The sequence below is a fragment of the Musicola keenii genome (genome assembly GCF_014855505.1).
GTDB classification, from domain to species: Bacteria; Pseudomonadota; Gammaproteobacteria; order Enterobacterales; family Enterobacteriaceae; genus Musicola; species Musicola paradisiaca.
Window position 1 is genome coordinate 14,634 of the sequence record NZ_JAAWVW010000012.1, and the last position, 16,034, is coordinate 30,667.

At 56.1% G+C, this 16,034-nt stretch carries 12 protein-coding genes; 5 read left to right on the forward strand and 7 right to left on the reverse strand.

What is annotated here, in order from left to right; genetic code table 11:
* The first annotated feature begins 334 nt into the window (after window positions 1-334).
* The 4 genes from typA (at window position 335) to fabY (ending at window position 4,370) form a co-directional block, all read left to right on the forward strand.
* A complete protein-coding gene (gene typA, locus HEP82_RS13310; protein ID WP_192458523.1) occupies window positions 335-2,158 on the forward strand; it encodes a ribosome-dependent GTPase TypA in 1,824 nt (607 codons plus the stop codon).
* A gap of 181 nt (window positions 2,159-2,339) precedes the next feature.
* On the forward strand, window positions 2,340-2,936 hold the full coding sequence (yihX, locus tag HEP82_RS13315) for a glucose-1-phosphatase (RefSeq protein WP_192458524.1): 597 nt from the start codon (window positions 2,340-2,342) through the stop codon (window positions 2,934-2,936).
* A 22-nt stretch (window positions 2,937-2,958) separates the two neighbouring features.
* Entirely contained in the window at window positions 2,959-3,396 is a 438-nt protein-coding gene (gene dtd / locus HEP82_RS13320; RefSeq protein ID WP_192458525.1) for a D-aminoacyl-tRNA deacylase, read from the forward strand.
* A gap of 32 nt (window positions 3,397-3,428) precedes the next feature.
* Window positions 3,429-4,370, forward strand: coding sequence for a fatty acid biosynthesis protein FabY (gene fabY, locus HEP82_RS13325; protein WP_192458526.1), 942 nt, complete (start codon window positions 3,429-3,431; stop codon window positions 4,368-4,370).
* 106 nt (window positions 4,371-4,476) lie between these two features.
* Here the strand turns inward: fabY and HEP82_RS13330 are convergent, their stop codons facing one another.
* The 7 genes from HEP82_RS13330 to gmk form a co-directional block, all read right to left on the reverse strand.
* Window positions 4,477-6,213: an AsmA family protein gene (locus HEP82_RS13330; protein WP_192458527.1), complete on the reverse strand. Its 1,737-nt coding sequence runs from the start codon at window positions 6,211-6,213 to the stop codon at window positions 4,477-4,479.
* A 157-nt stretch (window positions 6,214-6,370) separates the two neighbouring features.
* Window positions 6,371-7,759 (reverse strand): nucleobase:cation symporter-2 family protein, encoded by a 1,389-nt coding sequence (locus tag HEP82_RS13335; RefSeq protein WP_192458528.1) that lies wholly within the window; start codon window positions 7,757-7,759, stop codon window positions 6,371-6,373.
* A gap of 318 nt (window positions 7,760-8,077) precedes the next feature.
* A complete protein-coding gene (recG, locus tag HEP82_RS13340) occupies window positions 8,078-10,159 on the reverse strand; it encodes an ATP-dependent DNA helicase RecG (protein WP_192458603.1) in 2,082 nt (693 codons plus the stop codon).
* Window positions 10,159-10,851: a tRNA (guanosine(18)-2'-O)-methyltransferase TrmH gene (trmH, locus tag HEP82_RS13345; protein ID WP_192458529.1), complete on the reverse strand. Its 693-nt coding sequence runs from the start codon at window positions 10,849-10,851 to the stop codon at window positions 10,159-10,161. The genes recG and trmH overlap by 1 nt, the downstream gene beginning before the upstream one ends.
* A 6-nt stretch (window positions 10,852-10,857) precedes the next feature.
* Window positions 10,858-12,960, reverse strand: coding sequence for a bifunctional GTP diphosphokinase/guanosine-3',5'-bis pyrophosphate 3'-pyrophosphohydrolase (spoT, locus tag HEP82_RS13350; RefSeq protein ID WP_192458530.1), 2,103 nt, complete (start codon window positions 12,958-12,960; stop codon window positions 10,858-10,860).
* Between the two features lie 18 nt (window positions 12,961-12,978).
* Window positions 12,979-13,254: a DNA-directed RNA polymerase subunit omega gene (gene rpoZ, locus HEP82_RS13355; RefSeq protein ID WP_015855594.1), complete on the reverse strand. Its 276-nt coding sequence runs from the start codon at window positions 13,252-13,254 to the stop codon at window positions 12,979-12,981.
* A 55-nt stretch (window positions 13,255-13,309) separates the two neighbouring features.
* Window positions 13,310-13,933 (reverse strand): guanylate kinase, encoded by a 624-nt coding sequence (gene gmk / locus HEP82_RS13360; protein ID WP_015855593.1) that lies wholly within the window; start codon window positions 13,931-13,933, stop codon window positions 13,310-13,312.
* 290 nt (window positions 13,934-14,223) lie between these two features.
* On the opposite strand from gmk, the gene ligB reads away from it, so the two are divergent.
* Window positions 14,224-15,951, forward strand: a complete 1,728-nt coding sequence (gene ligB, locus HEP82_RS13365; RefSeq protein ID WP_192458531.1) for an NAD-dependent DNA ligase LigB — start codon at window positions 14,224-14,226, stop codon at window positions 15,949-15,951.
* Window positions 15,952-16,034 lie beyond the last annotated feature (83 nt).

Genomic DNA, 16,034 nt, shown 5'->3' on the forward strand with positions numbered 1-16,034 from the left:
TCGTTGCGGAATGAATGATGTTGTTACCGTGATTAAGTTATAGCTAAAACTGTGCCAACTTTGTCTATATACCGCTGAAGTGCGTTCCTGCTGGTTTTTGTGTCATCGATAGCTGCACCATGAAAACTATAAGCACCAAAATGGTGCTCCGTTTTGGTGTTATTGATTCATTTTGGTGCATTAAGGTAAGCCGGGTGCACGATTTTTGCACCGTGAAGGGGATCACAGCGCAGAGGGTTGCAGGTTGTTTTGGATAGATGATTGTGATCTTGTTCTGTCGCTCGATTAATACGTGTACAATAGCGCGCTATTTCTAAATGCCTGAGGCAAAGCTGTGATCGAAAATTTGCGTAACATCGCTATTATTGCGCACGTTGACCATGGAAAAACCACCCTGGTTGACAAACTGCTGCAACAATCCGGAACGCTGGGTGAGCGTACAGAACTTACCGAACGTGTGATGGACTCCAATGACCTTGAGAAAGAACGCGGGATTACCATCCTCGCGAAAAACACCGCCATTAACTGGAATGGCTATCGCATCAATATCGTAGACACCCCAGGACACGCCGACTTTGGCGGTGAGGTGGAGCGTGTGATGTCCATGGTGGATTCCGTATTACTGCTGGTGGATGCGATGGACGGCCCGATGCCGCAGACGCGCTTCGTGACCCAGAAAGCCTTTGCCTACGGATTGAAGCCCATCGTGGTCATCAACAAGGTTGACCGCCCCGGCGCCCGCCCGGACTGGGTTGTGGATCAGGTTTTCGACTTGTTCGTCAATCTGGGCGCCACCGACGAGCAACTGGACTTCCCGATTGTTTACGCTTCCGCATTGAACGGTATTGCCGGTCTGGATCATAACGACATGGCGGAAGACATGACGCCGCTGTTTGAAGCGATCGTAAAACATGTTGAAGCGCCAAATGTGGATCTCAACGGCCCATTCCAGATGCAGATCTCCCAGTTGGATTACAACAACTACGTGGGTGTCATCGGTATTGGTCGTATCAAGCGCGGCGTGGTGAAGCCGAATCAGCAGGTCAGCATCATCGACAGCACTGGTAAAGTGCGTAATGGCAAAGTCGGCCAAGTGCTGGGCCATCTGGGGCTGCAACGTATCGAGAGCGACAAGGCGGAAGCAGGCGACATCATTGCGCTTACCGGCCTTGGCGATCTGAACATCTCCGATACCGTGTGCGACACCGCGAATGTGGAAGCGCTGCCGGCTCTGTCTGTGGATGAACCGACAGTAACCATGTTCTTCTGCGTTAATACCTCGCCTTTCTGCGGTAAAGAAGGCAAGTTCGTGACTTCTCGCCAGATTCTGGATCGTTTGCGTAAGGAATTGGTGCATAACGTCGCACTGCGCGTAGAAGAAACCGAAGACCCGGATGCTTTCCGTGTGTCCGGTCGTGGTGAGCTGCACCTGTCTGTTCTGATTGAAAACATGCGTCGTGAAGGTTTCGAACTGGCGGTTTCCCGACCGAAAGTTATCTTCCGTACCATCGACGGTCGCCGCCAGGAACCGTTTGAACAAGTTACTGTTGATATCGAAGAACAGCACCAGGGTTCCGTCATGGAAGCGCTGGGTCTGCGTAAAGGCGAAATGCGCGACATGATCCCGGATGGCAAGGGACGTGTTCGCTTGGATTACGTCATCCCGAGCCGTGGTTTGATCGGCTTCCGTACCGATTTTATGACCATGACGTCCGGTACCGGTCTGCTGTATTCCACGTTCAGTCACTACGATGACATCCGTCCAGGTGAAATCGGCCAGCGTCAGAACGGCGTACTGATCTCCAACGGTCAGGGTAAAGCAGTCGCCTATGCGCTGTTCAGCCTGCAGGATCGCGGCAAACTGTTCCTGGGTCACGGCGCCGAAGTGTATGAAGGCCAAATTATTGGTATCCATACTCGTTCCAACGACCTGACGGTAAACTGCCTGACCGGTAAAAAGCTGACCAACATGCGTGCCTCCGGTACGGATGAGGCCACCGTGCTGGTTCCGCCGGTGAAAATGTCGCTGGAGCAGGCGCTGGAGTTTATTGACGATGACGAGCTGGTGGAAGTTACCCCTCAGTCGATTCGTCTGCGCAAGCGCCACCTGACGGAAAACGATCGCCGTCGCGCCAATCGTTCCAGCAAGGAAGAGTGATTTTTTTCGCTGAACTGAAATAAGGCCCCATTTTGGGGCCTTTTGCTTTTTATACCGGCTTAAGCCGGAGAACGTCCGTAAACTGCACTATTTTAGCGCCTGTTATTATCCTTTCTCCTCCCTATCCAGTATGGTTTTTTCCCGTTACAGTGAAACTCCGGGGCGAATCTCAGGAGGCCGCATGTTGTATATCTTTGATTTGGGCAATGTGGTGATTGATATTGATTTCAATCGCGTATTGGGCGTCTGGAGCACTCTGAGCGGTGCGCCGTTGGCGACTCTGCGTGAGCGCTTTGTTATGGGGCCAACGTTTCAACAGCACGAACGCGGCGAAATCAGCGATGAAACATTTGCCTCGCAGCTTTGCCATGAAATGGGGATTACGCTCAGTTATGAACAGTTTGCCATGGGATGGCAGGCTATCTTTATCGGCTTACGCCGGGAAGTTGTGGACATTATGCACCGCCTGCGGCATGACGGGCATCGGGTGGTCATTCTCTCCAATACCAATCGTTTGCACTGTGACTTCTGGCCTACGGAATACCCGGAGGTTGTTGCGGCTGCCGACCGGATGTACTTGTCGCAGGATCTCGGGTTGCGTAAGCCCGAGGCGGATATCTATCGCCATGTACTGCGGGAAGAAGGGGTGAGCGCGGGTGAGGTGTTGTTCTTCGACGATAATGAAGCGAACGTCGTCGCGGCACGGGCACTCGGCATTCAGGCTGTTCAGGTTCATGATCGACAGGTTGTGCCTGATTTTTTTGCCCGACAGGAATGAAGGCTGGAGGTATATCCTTTTTATGATTGCATTGATTCAACGGGTGTCCGGCGCCAGCGTGACAGTGGATGGCGATGTGGTTGGTGAAATCGGCGCCGGGTTGCTGGTTTTGCTGGGAGTGGAACAGGGTGACGACGAACAGAAAGCATCCCGGTTATGTGAGCGAGTGACGGGGTATCGGATTTTCAGCGATGAGCACGGCAAAATGAACCTGAATGTTCAGCAGGCTGGCGGTAGCCTGTTGGTGGTATCGCAGTTTACTCTGGCGGCGGATACACAGAAGGGTATGCGCCCTAGTTTTTCCCGCGGAGCCGCGCCGGATGAGGCCGAACGTTTATATCAGTATTTCATTGGTCAATGCCGTGAGCGCGGCCTGACGACGGAAACCGGTCGTTTCGCCGCAGATATGAAAGTGGCGTTGGTGAATGACGGGCCGGTGACTTTCTGGTTGCAGGTTTGAATCCCCTGAATGATGTGTTGAGTGAGGCGAGTATGTACTACCTGAAAGTACCGGAAAGCGCGGAAGATTTGGATGCCTACTATTACTTTCGTTGGGAAATGCTGCGTAAACCCTTGCATCAGCCATTAGGGTCGGAACGAGATGCCTACGATGCGTTGGCGCATCATCAGACGCTGGTCGATGAACAGGGGAATCTGATGGCAGTAGGGCGTCTTTCTATCAATGCCGACAATGAAGCATCCATCCGTTTTCTGGCTGTACGCCCTGATGTGAGGCGCAAAGGATTAGGGGCCATGATTGCCATGGCGCTGGAGTCCGTGGCGCGTCAGGAGGGGGTGAAGCGCGTAGTATGTAGCGCCCGCGAGGATGCGGTGGATTTCTTCGCCCGACTGGGTTTTGTCAATCAAGGGGAAATCACCACGCCGTTGACTACGCCGGTGCGCCATTTCCTGATGATAAAACCGGTTGCCTCGCTGGATGACATTTTGCACCGGCCTGAGTGGTGCGCTCAACTGCAGCAAGCCTGGCACAATCATATTCCCCTCAGCGACAAGATGGGGGTTCGCATCAGCCAGTACACGGGGCAAAAATTCATCACCACCATGCCGGAAGCTGGAAATCAGAATCCGCATCACACGCTGTTCGCTGGCAGTCTGTTTTCGCTGGCAACGCTGACGGGGTGGGGGCTTATCTGGTTATCGTTACGTGAAAAGCAGCTGGACGGAACCATTATTCTGGCGGATGCGAATATTCGTTACATTGCGCCAGTGGCTGGTCGGCCCAGCGCGGTAGCGGATCTCGGATCGATAAACGACGATTTGGCACGTCTGGCCAGAGGGCGAAAAGCCCGCATTCGGCTACAGGTGGAACTGTTTGGCGACGAGAAGAGCGGGGCGCTGTTTGAAGGGGTGTATCTGGTATTGCCGCTGGCGTCGGATGATGTAAAGCCTTCCGACGAATTTACCATTCGTTAATTGTTCGGCCCGCAGAGCGCCGATCATACTGCCATAACCCATCGCCACAGTTATGTGGCGATTTTTATTCTGGGATCAGGGTTTTCAACGGCGAGGCACTACGCCGTTACGACGGGTTGACGGGCGACGATGGTGCCGGTGGCGCGGCAGGCGTGCTTTCAACGACGTTACCCTGACGTATTTGCTGATTAATACTGTGCCCCGCGCTGTCGATACCCTGCAATGACCCATTAAGGCTGGGTTTCAACGGGGATGATGCATCCAGTCGACCGGTTAGGTGCAGTTGTATGTTGGTGTTCCCGGTCGGCGCGGTCGCTGATGTTGTTGGCCAGCCCCAGCGGATGAAATTATCGAAGGTGACAGCTTTTCCGTTGAGTTCCAGAGAGAATGCACGGGTCGGCTGTTGGTCGATAACCGCTTTGGCTTCCAGCAGGCCGGTTTTGGTGAAAGCGCTCAATTCGGTAATGTTGATTTGCTGATCGCCGGCGTTCAATACCAGCGAAGGCCGCCGGACATCAACCTTGTTGAATGTGGCGTCACTGGCGTTAAGCGTCAGCGCACCCTGCCAAATACCCCATTGATGATTTTTGGCCAGCAGCAAATTGGCACCGACGCCGTCCAGCGCAGTGAGCTGGAACGGGAAATCAGGTGTGATATCAATCAGCAGGTTATGATTGGCGGCAAACTTCTTCAGCATCACTTCCGCCAGCCAGTCCGGCAGCGTTTGCAGCCAACGCTGCCGCCAGTCGCCAGGTAATGTATATTCCAGGCCGGCCACCACGACATCATCCAGCGTCAGGCGGTGCGTATCCCGACGCCAGTTACCGCTGGTACGTAACAGACCGCCTTCCCAGCGCGTCGAAAACTGCTTGATGTCGACCCCTTGTTTGGACAAATTCAGCGTTACGATCGGATCGACGAAGTGCATGGGGCCGTTAACGATATCGGTCGCGTTGAACGACAGCGAGCCGTCTTCGCTTTGCCAGTCGTCCTGTTTGAAGGTGACATTTTGCAGCGTGACGTCCAGATCGCTAAATGCCCAGTCCGGCCCTTCGATACGCGCATCGATCAGGTCAAAACGATTAATGGTGACGGAAGGGATATGCGTAACGGGCTTGAGAAAGTCAGCCATCGTCTGCTTGGTCTGCAACCGGACATTGCTCAGCCGTAGCGTGTTGACGAGCCAACTGCCGTCTTTCGAACGTACTGCATTTCCGGTTAATTCCCCGCGAGCCACATCCGCGCCGAAATTCTCCAGTGTTAGCTGTTTGTTGTCGAACGTCCCTTGGATCAGCACCTTGCTGGCAGGCAACTCATTGAGCTGCAAAGCACTGGCGCTAAGCTGGAATGCGGCTTTCCTGCCGAGCAGGTACCCGGTTTCCGGTTTCCAGGGGGTAATGCCGCCGGTGACTTGTTGCCCCTGCAAACGCCAGTCGCCGTCCTGGGCCTGTAGCGCCATATTTTTCAATTGCAGGATATCGGCGTCGAGCGGCAGGGTGAACCCGGTTTGTTCGAGATTCAACGCGCCGCCTTCTAACTCAATGCTGGCAAAATGGCGCGGGGTGGTGAACTGACGGAAGCTGAAACCCAGATCGATCTGTCTGGCGGATAAAGTGACCGGCTGGTCTCTATGACCGAAAGTGACGTCCTGCAATTGCAGATGGCTGGGTGTGGACCAGTCATGGGCTACTTTGTTGAGCGACAAACGGTATTCGGTGTGTTGATTCACCCAATCGCTGATCCGGCCGGCGCCCCATGCAGTTTGCAGCAGGACGTAGAGAATCACCAACGTTAGCAACATTAGCAAAAATAGGGTGAGAAGAACTTTCCCGATAAATTTCATTGTGTGAATCCGCGCCAGTCGTCAGGGATAACCGTTTTATGCCGTAATTAGCCTGTTGTCTCAACAGGTAATCATGTTACAGACAATAAATAAGGGCCGATGTTACACCATCGGCCCTTAATTTCACGTCAGACGAAAATTTTCTGGAAGCGGTCGCTTATTCTTTCTCGTGGGGGAACACCAGATTTAACACGATAGCTGTGATGCCGCCCGCAGCAATACCGGAAGAGAGCAGGGTTTTCAGCCAATCGGGCGCAAACTGCAGAATTAGCGGTTGCTGTGAGACACCCAGACCAACGGCCAGCGACAGCGCGATAATCATGATGGCGCGGCGGTTCAGCGGTTCGCGGGAGACGATGCGCACACCGGAGGCGGCGATGGTGCCGAACATCACGATGGTCGCACCGCCCAACACCGGCTCGGGAATATGCTGCACAAACCCGCTCACCGCCGGAAAGAGCCCCAGCACAATCAGCATCAGCGCTACCACAAAGCCCACATAGCGGCTGGCGACGCCGGTCAGCTGGATGACGCCGTTATTCTGGCCGAAGCAGGAGTTCGGGAAAGTGTTGAAGATGGCGGATACGCAGGAGTTCAGGCCGTTGGCCAGCACTCCGCCTTTCAGCCGCTTCATGTACAGCGGCCCACTGACAGGCTGCTCGGAAACATCGGAGGTGGCGGTGATGTCGCCGATGGTTTCCAACGATGTCACCATGAAAACCAGCATCAACGGCACCAGCAGATTCCAATCGAAGCCAAGGCCGTAATACATCGGCGTCGGCACCATCATCAGGGCCGAGGCCGATGACGGAGCGTTACCCGGCAGCATGCCCATCAGCCAGGCCGCCAGATAGCCTACCGCCATGGCGATCACCAGCGACGCCACGCGCAGGTAAGGGTTGCGCTGACGATTCAGGAGAATGATGACGGCCAGCACGATCCCGGCCAGCAACAGGTTTTTCGGCGCGCCGAAGGTGTGGTTGCCCATGGCAGCGAAACCGCCGCCGATAGAGGTCAACCCGACCTGAATCAGCGACAGGCCGATGATCATTACCACAATACCGGATACCAGCGGAGTGATGATGCGGCGCGCCAGATGCAGCACGCGGGACAGCAACATTTCGGTGCAGGAGGCGACCATCAGGGTGCCGAACAGCGCCGCCATCATGGTGGGAACATCGGCGCCACCGTTTTTCAGCGCCATACCGCCCATGATCAACGGCGTCACGAAGTTGAAGCTGGTGCCTTGAATCGAAAGCAGGCCAGACCCGACCGGCCCCCAAGTTTTGATTTGCAGAATAGACGCCACGCCGGAGGCGAACAACGACATGCTGATGATGTGCTGGGTATCCTGCGCCGGCAGGCCGAGCGCCTGGCAAATCAGCAACGCCGGGGTAATCACGGCGACAAACATCGCCAGCAAATGCTGGCAGGCGGCAAATAGGGTTTGTGGTAGTGGAGGCCTGTCCTCCAGACGGTAAATCAGTTCGCTGCGCGCCGTGGTTTCGGGGCTGGACTGAGGTATCTCGGTGGCGGAAATACTCATGGTGGTTGGCACTCCTGAATAAAAATGCGCATTTTAATCTTCTGCTTTGTAAAAGCAATCGGTTGCGGTAAGCGATTGCAGACGCTGCTGTCGACGGTGAGGAATTAAAGGTGAGAAATGTGCGTCGGTGAGGTGTGTCCGGCAATGACTCTGTCGTCGATGCTAACTTAACGCCGTGATGAGGGTGTCGCTAATGCTTTGAATAGCCGCGCCCTGAAGAGATGGCGGTTTTTGGGCTGCATCGTCGGGTTACGTGGCCCCGCAGTCATATGAACGGGCCGCCGACCGTCGTTTCAATCATTGTGGGATGTCGCCCGGTTAAGCGTTGGTATAACGGGCGCTTTCCGGCAGCCAGCGTTCGATCAGCGCTCGGGCATGCTCGGGATAGTGCGCGTGGATATGGCGGGCAACCCGTTGCACTTGCGGGATAAGCGCCTGATCGCGCAGCAGGTCGGCCACTTTGAATTCGGCGTTGCCGGTTTGGCGGGTGCCGAGCAGTTCACCGGGGCCGCGAATTTCCAGATCGCGTTGTGCGATCACAAAGCCGTCGTTACTGTCCCGCAGTACCTGCAATCGCATCTGGGCGGTCTTGCTGAGCGGCGATTTATACAACAGCACGCAATGGGAAGCCACCGCGCCTCGGCCGACACGCCCGCGCAACTGGTGCAACTGCGCCAGCCCCAGGCGTTCCGGGTTTTCGATAATCATCAGGCTGGCATTGGGAACATCGACGCCCACTTCAATCACCGTGGTCGCTACCAGCAAATGCAGTCGGCCGGTTTTGAACGCCTCCATGACTGTCTGTTTTTCCTGGGTTTTCATGCGGCCATGCACCAGCCCAATCGTTAAATCCGACAACGCGGCCTGCAGTTCTTGCAACGTGGCTTCGGCGGCCTGCGCCTCCAGCAGATCGGATTCTTCGATCAAGGTGCAGACCCAGTAAGCCTGCCGTTCTTCTTGCAGACAAGCATGCCTGACGCGCTGGATAACATCGGCGCGCCGGGTGTCGGGAATGGCGACGGTGGTGACTGGCGTTCTGCCGGGCGGCAGTTCGTCAATCACCGAGGTATCCAGATCGGCGTAGGCGGTCATCGCCAGCGTGCGCGGAATCGGCGTGGCGGTCATGATCAGCTGGTGAGGATGGAAGCCCTGTTCTTCCCCTTTTTCCCACAGCGCCAGCCGCTGGTGGACGCCAAACCGGTGCTGCTCGTCGATAATCACCAGCGCCAGACCGTTGAACTGTACCTGTTGCTGAAAAATGGCGTGCGTTCCCACCACCATGGAAACTGCGCCGCTGGCAATCGCATCCTGCTGAGCCTGTCTGGCTTTCCCTTTCTGTTTCCCGGCCAGCCAGCCAACGTTGATTCCCAGCGGTGCGAACCAGTTGCGGAAGTTGATGGCGTGTTGCTCGGCCAGCAGTTCGGTCGGCGCCATCAGCGCGACCTGCTTGCCGTGCGTGATCGCGCGCAGTGCAGCCAGCGCCGCCACCAGCGTTTTCCCCGATCCGACATCCCCTTGCACCAGCCGCATCATCGGAAACGGCTGGCTCATATCCTGTTCGATTTCCGCCACCACCCGCTGCTGGGCGGCGGTGGGAGAAAACGGCAAGGCGGCCAGCAGACGCTGTTTCAGTCGTTCGTCCGGGGCCAGCGGCTGAGCGTGATAACGCTGTGCGCCTGCGCGAACCGCCAGCATGCTGAGGTTGTGCGCCAGCAGTTCCTCCATAATCAGCCGCTGTTGCGCCGGATGTTTACCCTGTTCCAACTCTTCCAGCCTGACGTCCGGCGGTGGCCGGTGCAGGGTGCGCAGTGCGTCCGGCAGACTGATCAACCCGTGGCGCATCTCCTGCGGCAGTAGTTCGTCGATAGGATGGGTATCGAGCAATTGCAGCGCCTGGTCGGTCAGTTTGCGCAGGGTCGCCTGGCGGATGCCTTCGGTGGTCGGATAAACCGGCGTCAGCGTTTCCTGTAGTTCAAGTGGCGCGGTTTCTCCCTGTAGGCGGTATTCCGGGTGGATGATTTCCGCACCGAGCTTGCCGCGCCGGATTTCGCCATATGCCAATATCCGCTGGCCGGGCGACAGGCTGTTTTTCATCCCGGCATTGAAATTGAAAAATCTCAGCGTCAGCATGCCGCTGCCGTCGCTAATCTGGCAGGTCAGCATACGGCGGCGGCCAAAAGAGATATCGCTACGCAGCACTTCGCCTTCGACGGTGGCGTAGATGCCCGGCAGTAAATCGTTGATCGGGTAGAGGTGGGTTCGGTCTTCATAACGCAATGGCAGATGCAGCAGCAAATCTTCCACGGTTTCCAGGCCGATGCGGGCAAGTTTGGTCGCCTGGCTGGCCCCCACGCCGGCAAGGGTGCTCAACGGTTGGGTATTCAGCAGGCGGCCTTGCATCATTGCTCCGTGGATTGCATGGCGGCCCACCAGGGCGCGTCGGCAATGACCTGCCCGGCATGATCGATGACGGGACGCGACAGGCCCTTACGTTTAGCGACGCGGGCAAGCACCGGGTAGCCGCCTTCAAACAGCAGGCGCTGTTGTTCTTCTTCATCCAGTGGACTGATTTCCCGCTGGTACATACCCGCAAGCTGACGTTGGCGTTGCGCTTCGTACAGAATCAGCGCCGATGCCACCGAGACATTCAGTGATTGCACCATGCCTATCATCGGAATAATGATGTCCTGATCCGCCAGTGCCAACGCTTCGGCGGAGATGCCGGTTTTTTCTTGCCCCAGCAGGATGCAAGTGGGACGGGTGTAATCCACGTCGCGGAAATCCACCGCACTGGCGGACAGATTGGTCGCCAGAACCTGCATCCCCTGGGATTTCAGATGGCTGACCGCGTCGTGGATCGAACGATGGGTTTTGACCTGTACCCAGCTGTTGCTGCCTGCGGCGGTGGAAACCAGTGTTTTCATCCGGTTAGTCGGCCAGACGGCGTGCACCTGATGGACGCCGACAGCATCTGCTGTACGGATAACGGCGGAAACGTTGTGGGGTTTGTGCACCTGTTCCATGCATACCGTCAGATCCGGTTGGCGGTTGTTGAGCATGTCGCGGATGCGGGCATAACGTTGTGGGGTCATAACAGGTCAGTTTCGATTACGGTTAACTTTAATCACATCCGGCATCACGCGGATTTTACGCATAATGTTCGCCAGGTGAACACGATCGCGCGTGGTGAGGCGGATAAAGGCGCTGTATACCCTGCCGTCCTTTTCCTCGGTATTGATGCTCTGAATATTGGAGTTGGATGCGCTGATCGCCGCCGTCAGATTGGCCAGCGCGCCCTGATGGTTGAGCATATCCACCTTGATTTCAGCGATGAATTCCTGTTCGGTAACTTCATCCCATTCTACCGCCATGAATTTTTCAGGTTCTTTCTGATAGCCGCGAATATTGCGACAGGATTCATGATGGATAACCAGCCCTTTGCCTGGGCTGACGTGGGCGATAATCGGATCGCCGGGAATCGGACGGCAGCACTTGGCGAAAGTAATCAGTACGCCATCGGCACCCTTGATAGGCAATTTGCGGATACCGGCATCGGTGAGTTCGGTATTTTCTTCCAACAGATTGCGAGCCACGACGACGCTCATGGCGTTGCCAAGACCGATTTCCGCCAGTAAATCGTCCAGCGCCGGCAGTTTCATGCGCTCCAGCTCGCGCTGAATATTCTTCTCGGGGATATCGGACAGCTTGCGCCCGTTGCCCAACGCATGGTTCAGCAGACGGCGCCCCAGGCTGACGGAATCGTCACGCTTGAGGTTTTTCAACATCTGGCGAATTTTGGCGCGAGCCCTGGAACTGACGACAAAATTGAGCCAGGCTGCGTTTGGACGAGCGCCTGGAGCCGTGATGATCTCCACGGTCTGACCGCTGGAAAGCGCCTGCGATAATGGATAAGGCTGCCTGTCGACACGAGCGCCGACGCAAGCATGGCCGATATCGGTATGCACGGCATAGGCGAAGTCCACCGGCGTGGCGCCGGCCGGCAACTGTACGATACGGCCTTCCGGGGTAAACACGTAAATCTCGTCCGGAAACAGATCGGATTTCACGCTTTCGATAAATTCGAAGGAACTGCCCGCACTCTGTTGCAGTTCCAGCAGGCTTTGCATCCAACGCTGGGCGCGAACCTGCGCCGTAGTGCTGCTGCTTTCGCCTTCTTTATAGGCCCAGTGCGCCGCCACGCCCATTTCCGCCATCTGATCCATGTCTTCGGTACGGATTTGCACTTCGACCGGCACGCCATGCGGCCCGATCAACGAGGTATGCAGCGACTGATAACCGTTGGCTTTGGGGATGGCGATGTAATCTTTTACCCGGGCCGGGCGAGGTTTGTACAGGCTATGTACCTGGCCCAGCACCCGGTAGCAGGTATCCACTTCCTTGACGATCACCCGAAATGCGTAGATATCCATGATGGAGTGAAAACGCTGTTCTTTCAGGTGCATTTTGCAGTAGATGGAGTAGAGGTGTTTTTCCCGACCGCTGACACGACAGGAAATCCCGGCTTCTTTTAATCGTCCCTCTATTTCGGAGAGGATTTTCTGGATCATCTCTTTGCGGTTGCCGCGGGCAGCTTTCACCACTTCTTTGATGACACGATAACGATTGGGATAGAGTGCTTCGAAGCCCAGTTCTTCCAGCTCGGTTTTCAGATGGTGAATACCGAGGCGATGTGCCAGCGGGCTATAGATTTCCAGTGTTTCACGGGCGATACGACGGCGTTTGTCCGGTCGTAGCGACCCGAGGGTGCGCATGTTGTGGGTACGATCCGCCAGTTTGATCAGGATGACGCGGATGTCCTGCACCATCGCCATGATCATCTTGCGGAAGTTCTCTGCCTGCGCCTCTTTCTTGTCGCGAAATTTCAGCTTGTCGAGTTTGGATACGCCTTCCACCAGCTCGGCTACGCTTTTGCCGAACAAGCGCTCGATATCTTGGTAGGTTGCCGGCGTATCTTCAATAACATCATGCAGCAACGCCGCCATTAGCGTTTCATAGTCGAGACGCATTTCCGCCAGAATACAGGCGACGGCGACCGGGTGCGTGATGTAGGGCTCGCCGCTGGAGCGTGCCTGCCCCTCGTGGGCATCACGTGCAACGATATAGGCCTGCTTGAGACACTGTATCTGGTCTTCCGGCAGATACCGCTGAATCAGCAGATTGAGGCTTTCAAACAGATACAAGGGGGACTCGTGACCTGATTAACGACGACCTTCGGCAATGGCAGTCACCGCTTGAATTTCCGCGGCTTCCTGCTCCTGTTGTTCCTGACGTTCACGCACGTCCAGAATCTGGCCGTTGATCAGGTTTTCTTCAATTTCGCGCAGCGCGATAACGGTGTACTTATCGTTTTCTTCCGGCACCAGCGGCTCTTTTCCGCCAACCTGCATCTGGCGGGCGCGACGGGCAGCGACCAATACCAGGTCAAAACGGTTACCAATTTTCTCTACAGCGTCCTGAACAGTTACGCGTGCCATAGTGTGCTACTCCAGTGGGGAAATAAAATGACTGGGCATCATACTGAAAGTGCCGTCAGTCTGCCAATAGTTTGGTGATTAAAGCGTCATGTCGAATCTTCTGGCGGCTGAGGCGCAGACGTTCGGCGCGAATAATGGTTTTCAGATCGTGTAATGCCAAATCGAAATCGTCATTCACGATCAGGTAATCGTATTCGGCATAGTGGCTCATTTCAGCTACGGCCTGCGTCATCCTGCGGGCGATAACCTCTTCACTGTCCTGTCCGCGACCGCGCAGACGACGCCCCAGTTCTTCTTTTGAAGGCGGAAGAATGAAGATGCTGCGGGCCAGGGGCATTTTTTCTCGAATCTGGCGCGCGCCCTGCCAGTCGATATCCAGAAAGACATCCACGCCGGTCGCCAATACCTGTTCGATGGTGGCGCGTGACGTACCGTAATAATTGCCGAAGACCTCAGCGTATTCCAAAAAATCATCCTCGTCGATCATGCGTTTAAACTCGTCGACGGAAACGAAGAAATAATGTTCGCCATGAACTTCGCCCGGCCTGACGACACGGGTAGTGTGTGAAACTGACACTTGGGTGTCATACAGCGGTTGGGTTTTCAGCAGCGCCTGAATCAGGCTGGATTTCCCGGCCCCGCTGGGAGCGGAAACAATATATAACGTGCCTTGAGCCATAGTGATTTCTGAAGTTGACAATGATTGGAACGGGATGCGGCGGGACGCCTGTATATGTTGCGCATTATACACATCGTTGTATGGTCAGTCGCTGGAGATATGCCCGGTCTATTGCGGCATAGAGGACGCCTTGGTTCGGATTCGCTGCGGGAGGTGCCGCAATAGCAATTGATGACGACAGCCATTGCGTCGATTCCCTGCATGCGGCTTCGCATTCTGTGGCGATAGCGCTCGTTTTTCCTGCAGAGCCGCGTTTTACTGACGACGTTTTTACGCAGGGAGAGGCGGGAATGCGTCAGGGATATTTGCCGATAGCGATATGGTCGATTGCACTTTGGGCCGGTTGTACCGGGGCTTCCATCTCTTGTCCGTCGTGGCCGGCACCGCGGGCGGAGCAGGAAATGGAACGGCTTGGGCATCAATTGGCAGTATGGGATAGGGCTTATTACGGCGCGGGTGAAAGCCAGATCGATGACCACACTTACGATCAACTGAGAAAACGGCTGGAGACATGGCAAGCCTGTTTTCACGCCGATCAAACCGCTTTTCCCATACAGTTGCCGGAAGAGGGAAAAACGCCGCATCCGGTGGCGCATACCGGGCTGAGAAAACTGTCGGAGGCTGGCGAGTTACGGCGTTGGATCGCGCAGCATCGCGGTCTCTGGGTTCAACCCAAAATTGACGGCGTCGCCGTTACGCTGGTGTATGAGCTGGGCAAACTGGTCTCCGCCGTCAGCCGGGGAAATGGGTATCAGGGTGAGGACTGGACGGAAAAAGTGCGCCGGATGCCGCAAGTGCCGCAACAATTGCCGACGGCACCCGATCGGTTGGTGTTGCAAGGGGAGCTTTATCTCAGTATGCCCGGTCATCGCCAGCAGCAGGATGGCGGCGCGAATGCCCGAGCAAGGGTGGCCGGCGAAATGCGCCGTAGCCAGCCCTCATCGCTGGCATCCCGCATTGGCGTTTTTGTCTGGGAGTGGCCTGATGGGCCGCAAAGCATGCCGGAACGTTTATCCCAACTGCGGAATCTGGGGTTTGAAATGACGGAGCGCTATACCCAGCCTATCGCCACGCTGGAAGACGCTGCCCGCTGGCGCGAACGCTGGTACCGGGAACCACTGCCGTTTGCGACGGACGGCGTAGTGCTGCGACAGGCACAGGAGCCTTCGTCGCGCTATTGGCAGAATAAACCGGCGGAATGGGCGGTGGCCTGGAAGTATCCGTTAACCCGTCTGGTGACGGAAGTGGAGGGCGTTGAGATCGCGGTCGGGCGCACCGGTAAAATGACCGTGGTACTGACGTTGCAGCCGCTGACGCTGGACGACAAAACGATTCGACGGGTCAATGTCGGGTCAATATCCCGCTGGCGGCAGTGGGATGTCCTGCCCGGCGATCAGGTCAGCATCGGTTTGGCGGGGCAAGGTATTCCCCGATTAGACGCCGTCGTGTGGCGTACCTCGGTGCGTGAACCGATGTCGGTGCCTGAAAACGTCGGTTTCAGTGAATTCACCTGCCTGACATGGCGTGAAGGCTGTCGGTCGCAGTTTATTGCCCGGCTGGTCTGGCTGAGCGGGAAGCGCGGGCTGGGGCTGACAGGTGTCGGGGAAGGGGTTTGGCAACGTCTGGTTTTGCGCGGAATGTTACCTGATGTGGTGTCGTGGCTGGCGTTGACGCCGGCACAGCTGATCGGTCTCGGCGGGTTGGGGGCAACGCAGGGTGAAAAAGTGTATCAGCAGTTTCAACGGGCGCGGCGGCAGCCACTTTCCCGATGGTTGATGGCGTTGGGGATCCCCGTTCCCCGTGCTGCGCAGGGCGCCTTGCATGGGGTGTCTTTGACGGTTCTGCAGCAGCGTTCACTGGCGGAGTGGCGGCAATTTTCGGGCATCGGCGTCGCCCGGGCTGGGAATATTCGCGATTTTTTGCATCAGCCGGAGATTGCCACACTGTTGCAGTGGCTGGTACGGCAAGGTATTGGCGCTGGCACTCTGGATGAAGAGACGTTTCGTCAGGTGGATTAAGAAGGATTTCGGCAAGTGTAAAACGAAAGATGAACACTGCCAGGTCTGCGAGGGAAACCACGCGAATTTCACGGCGGATTGGC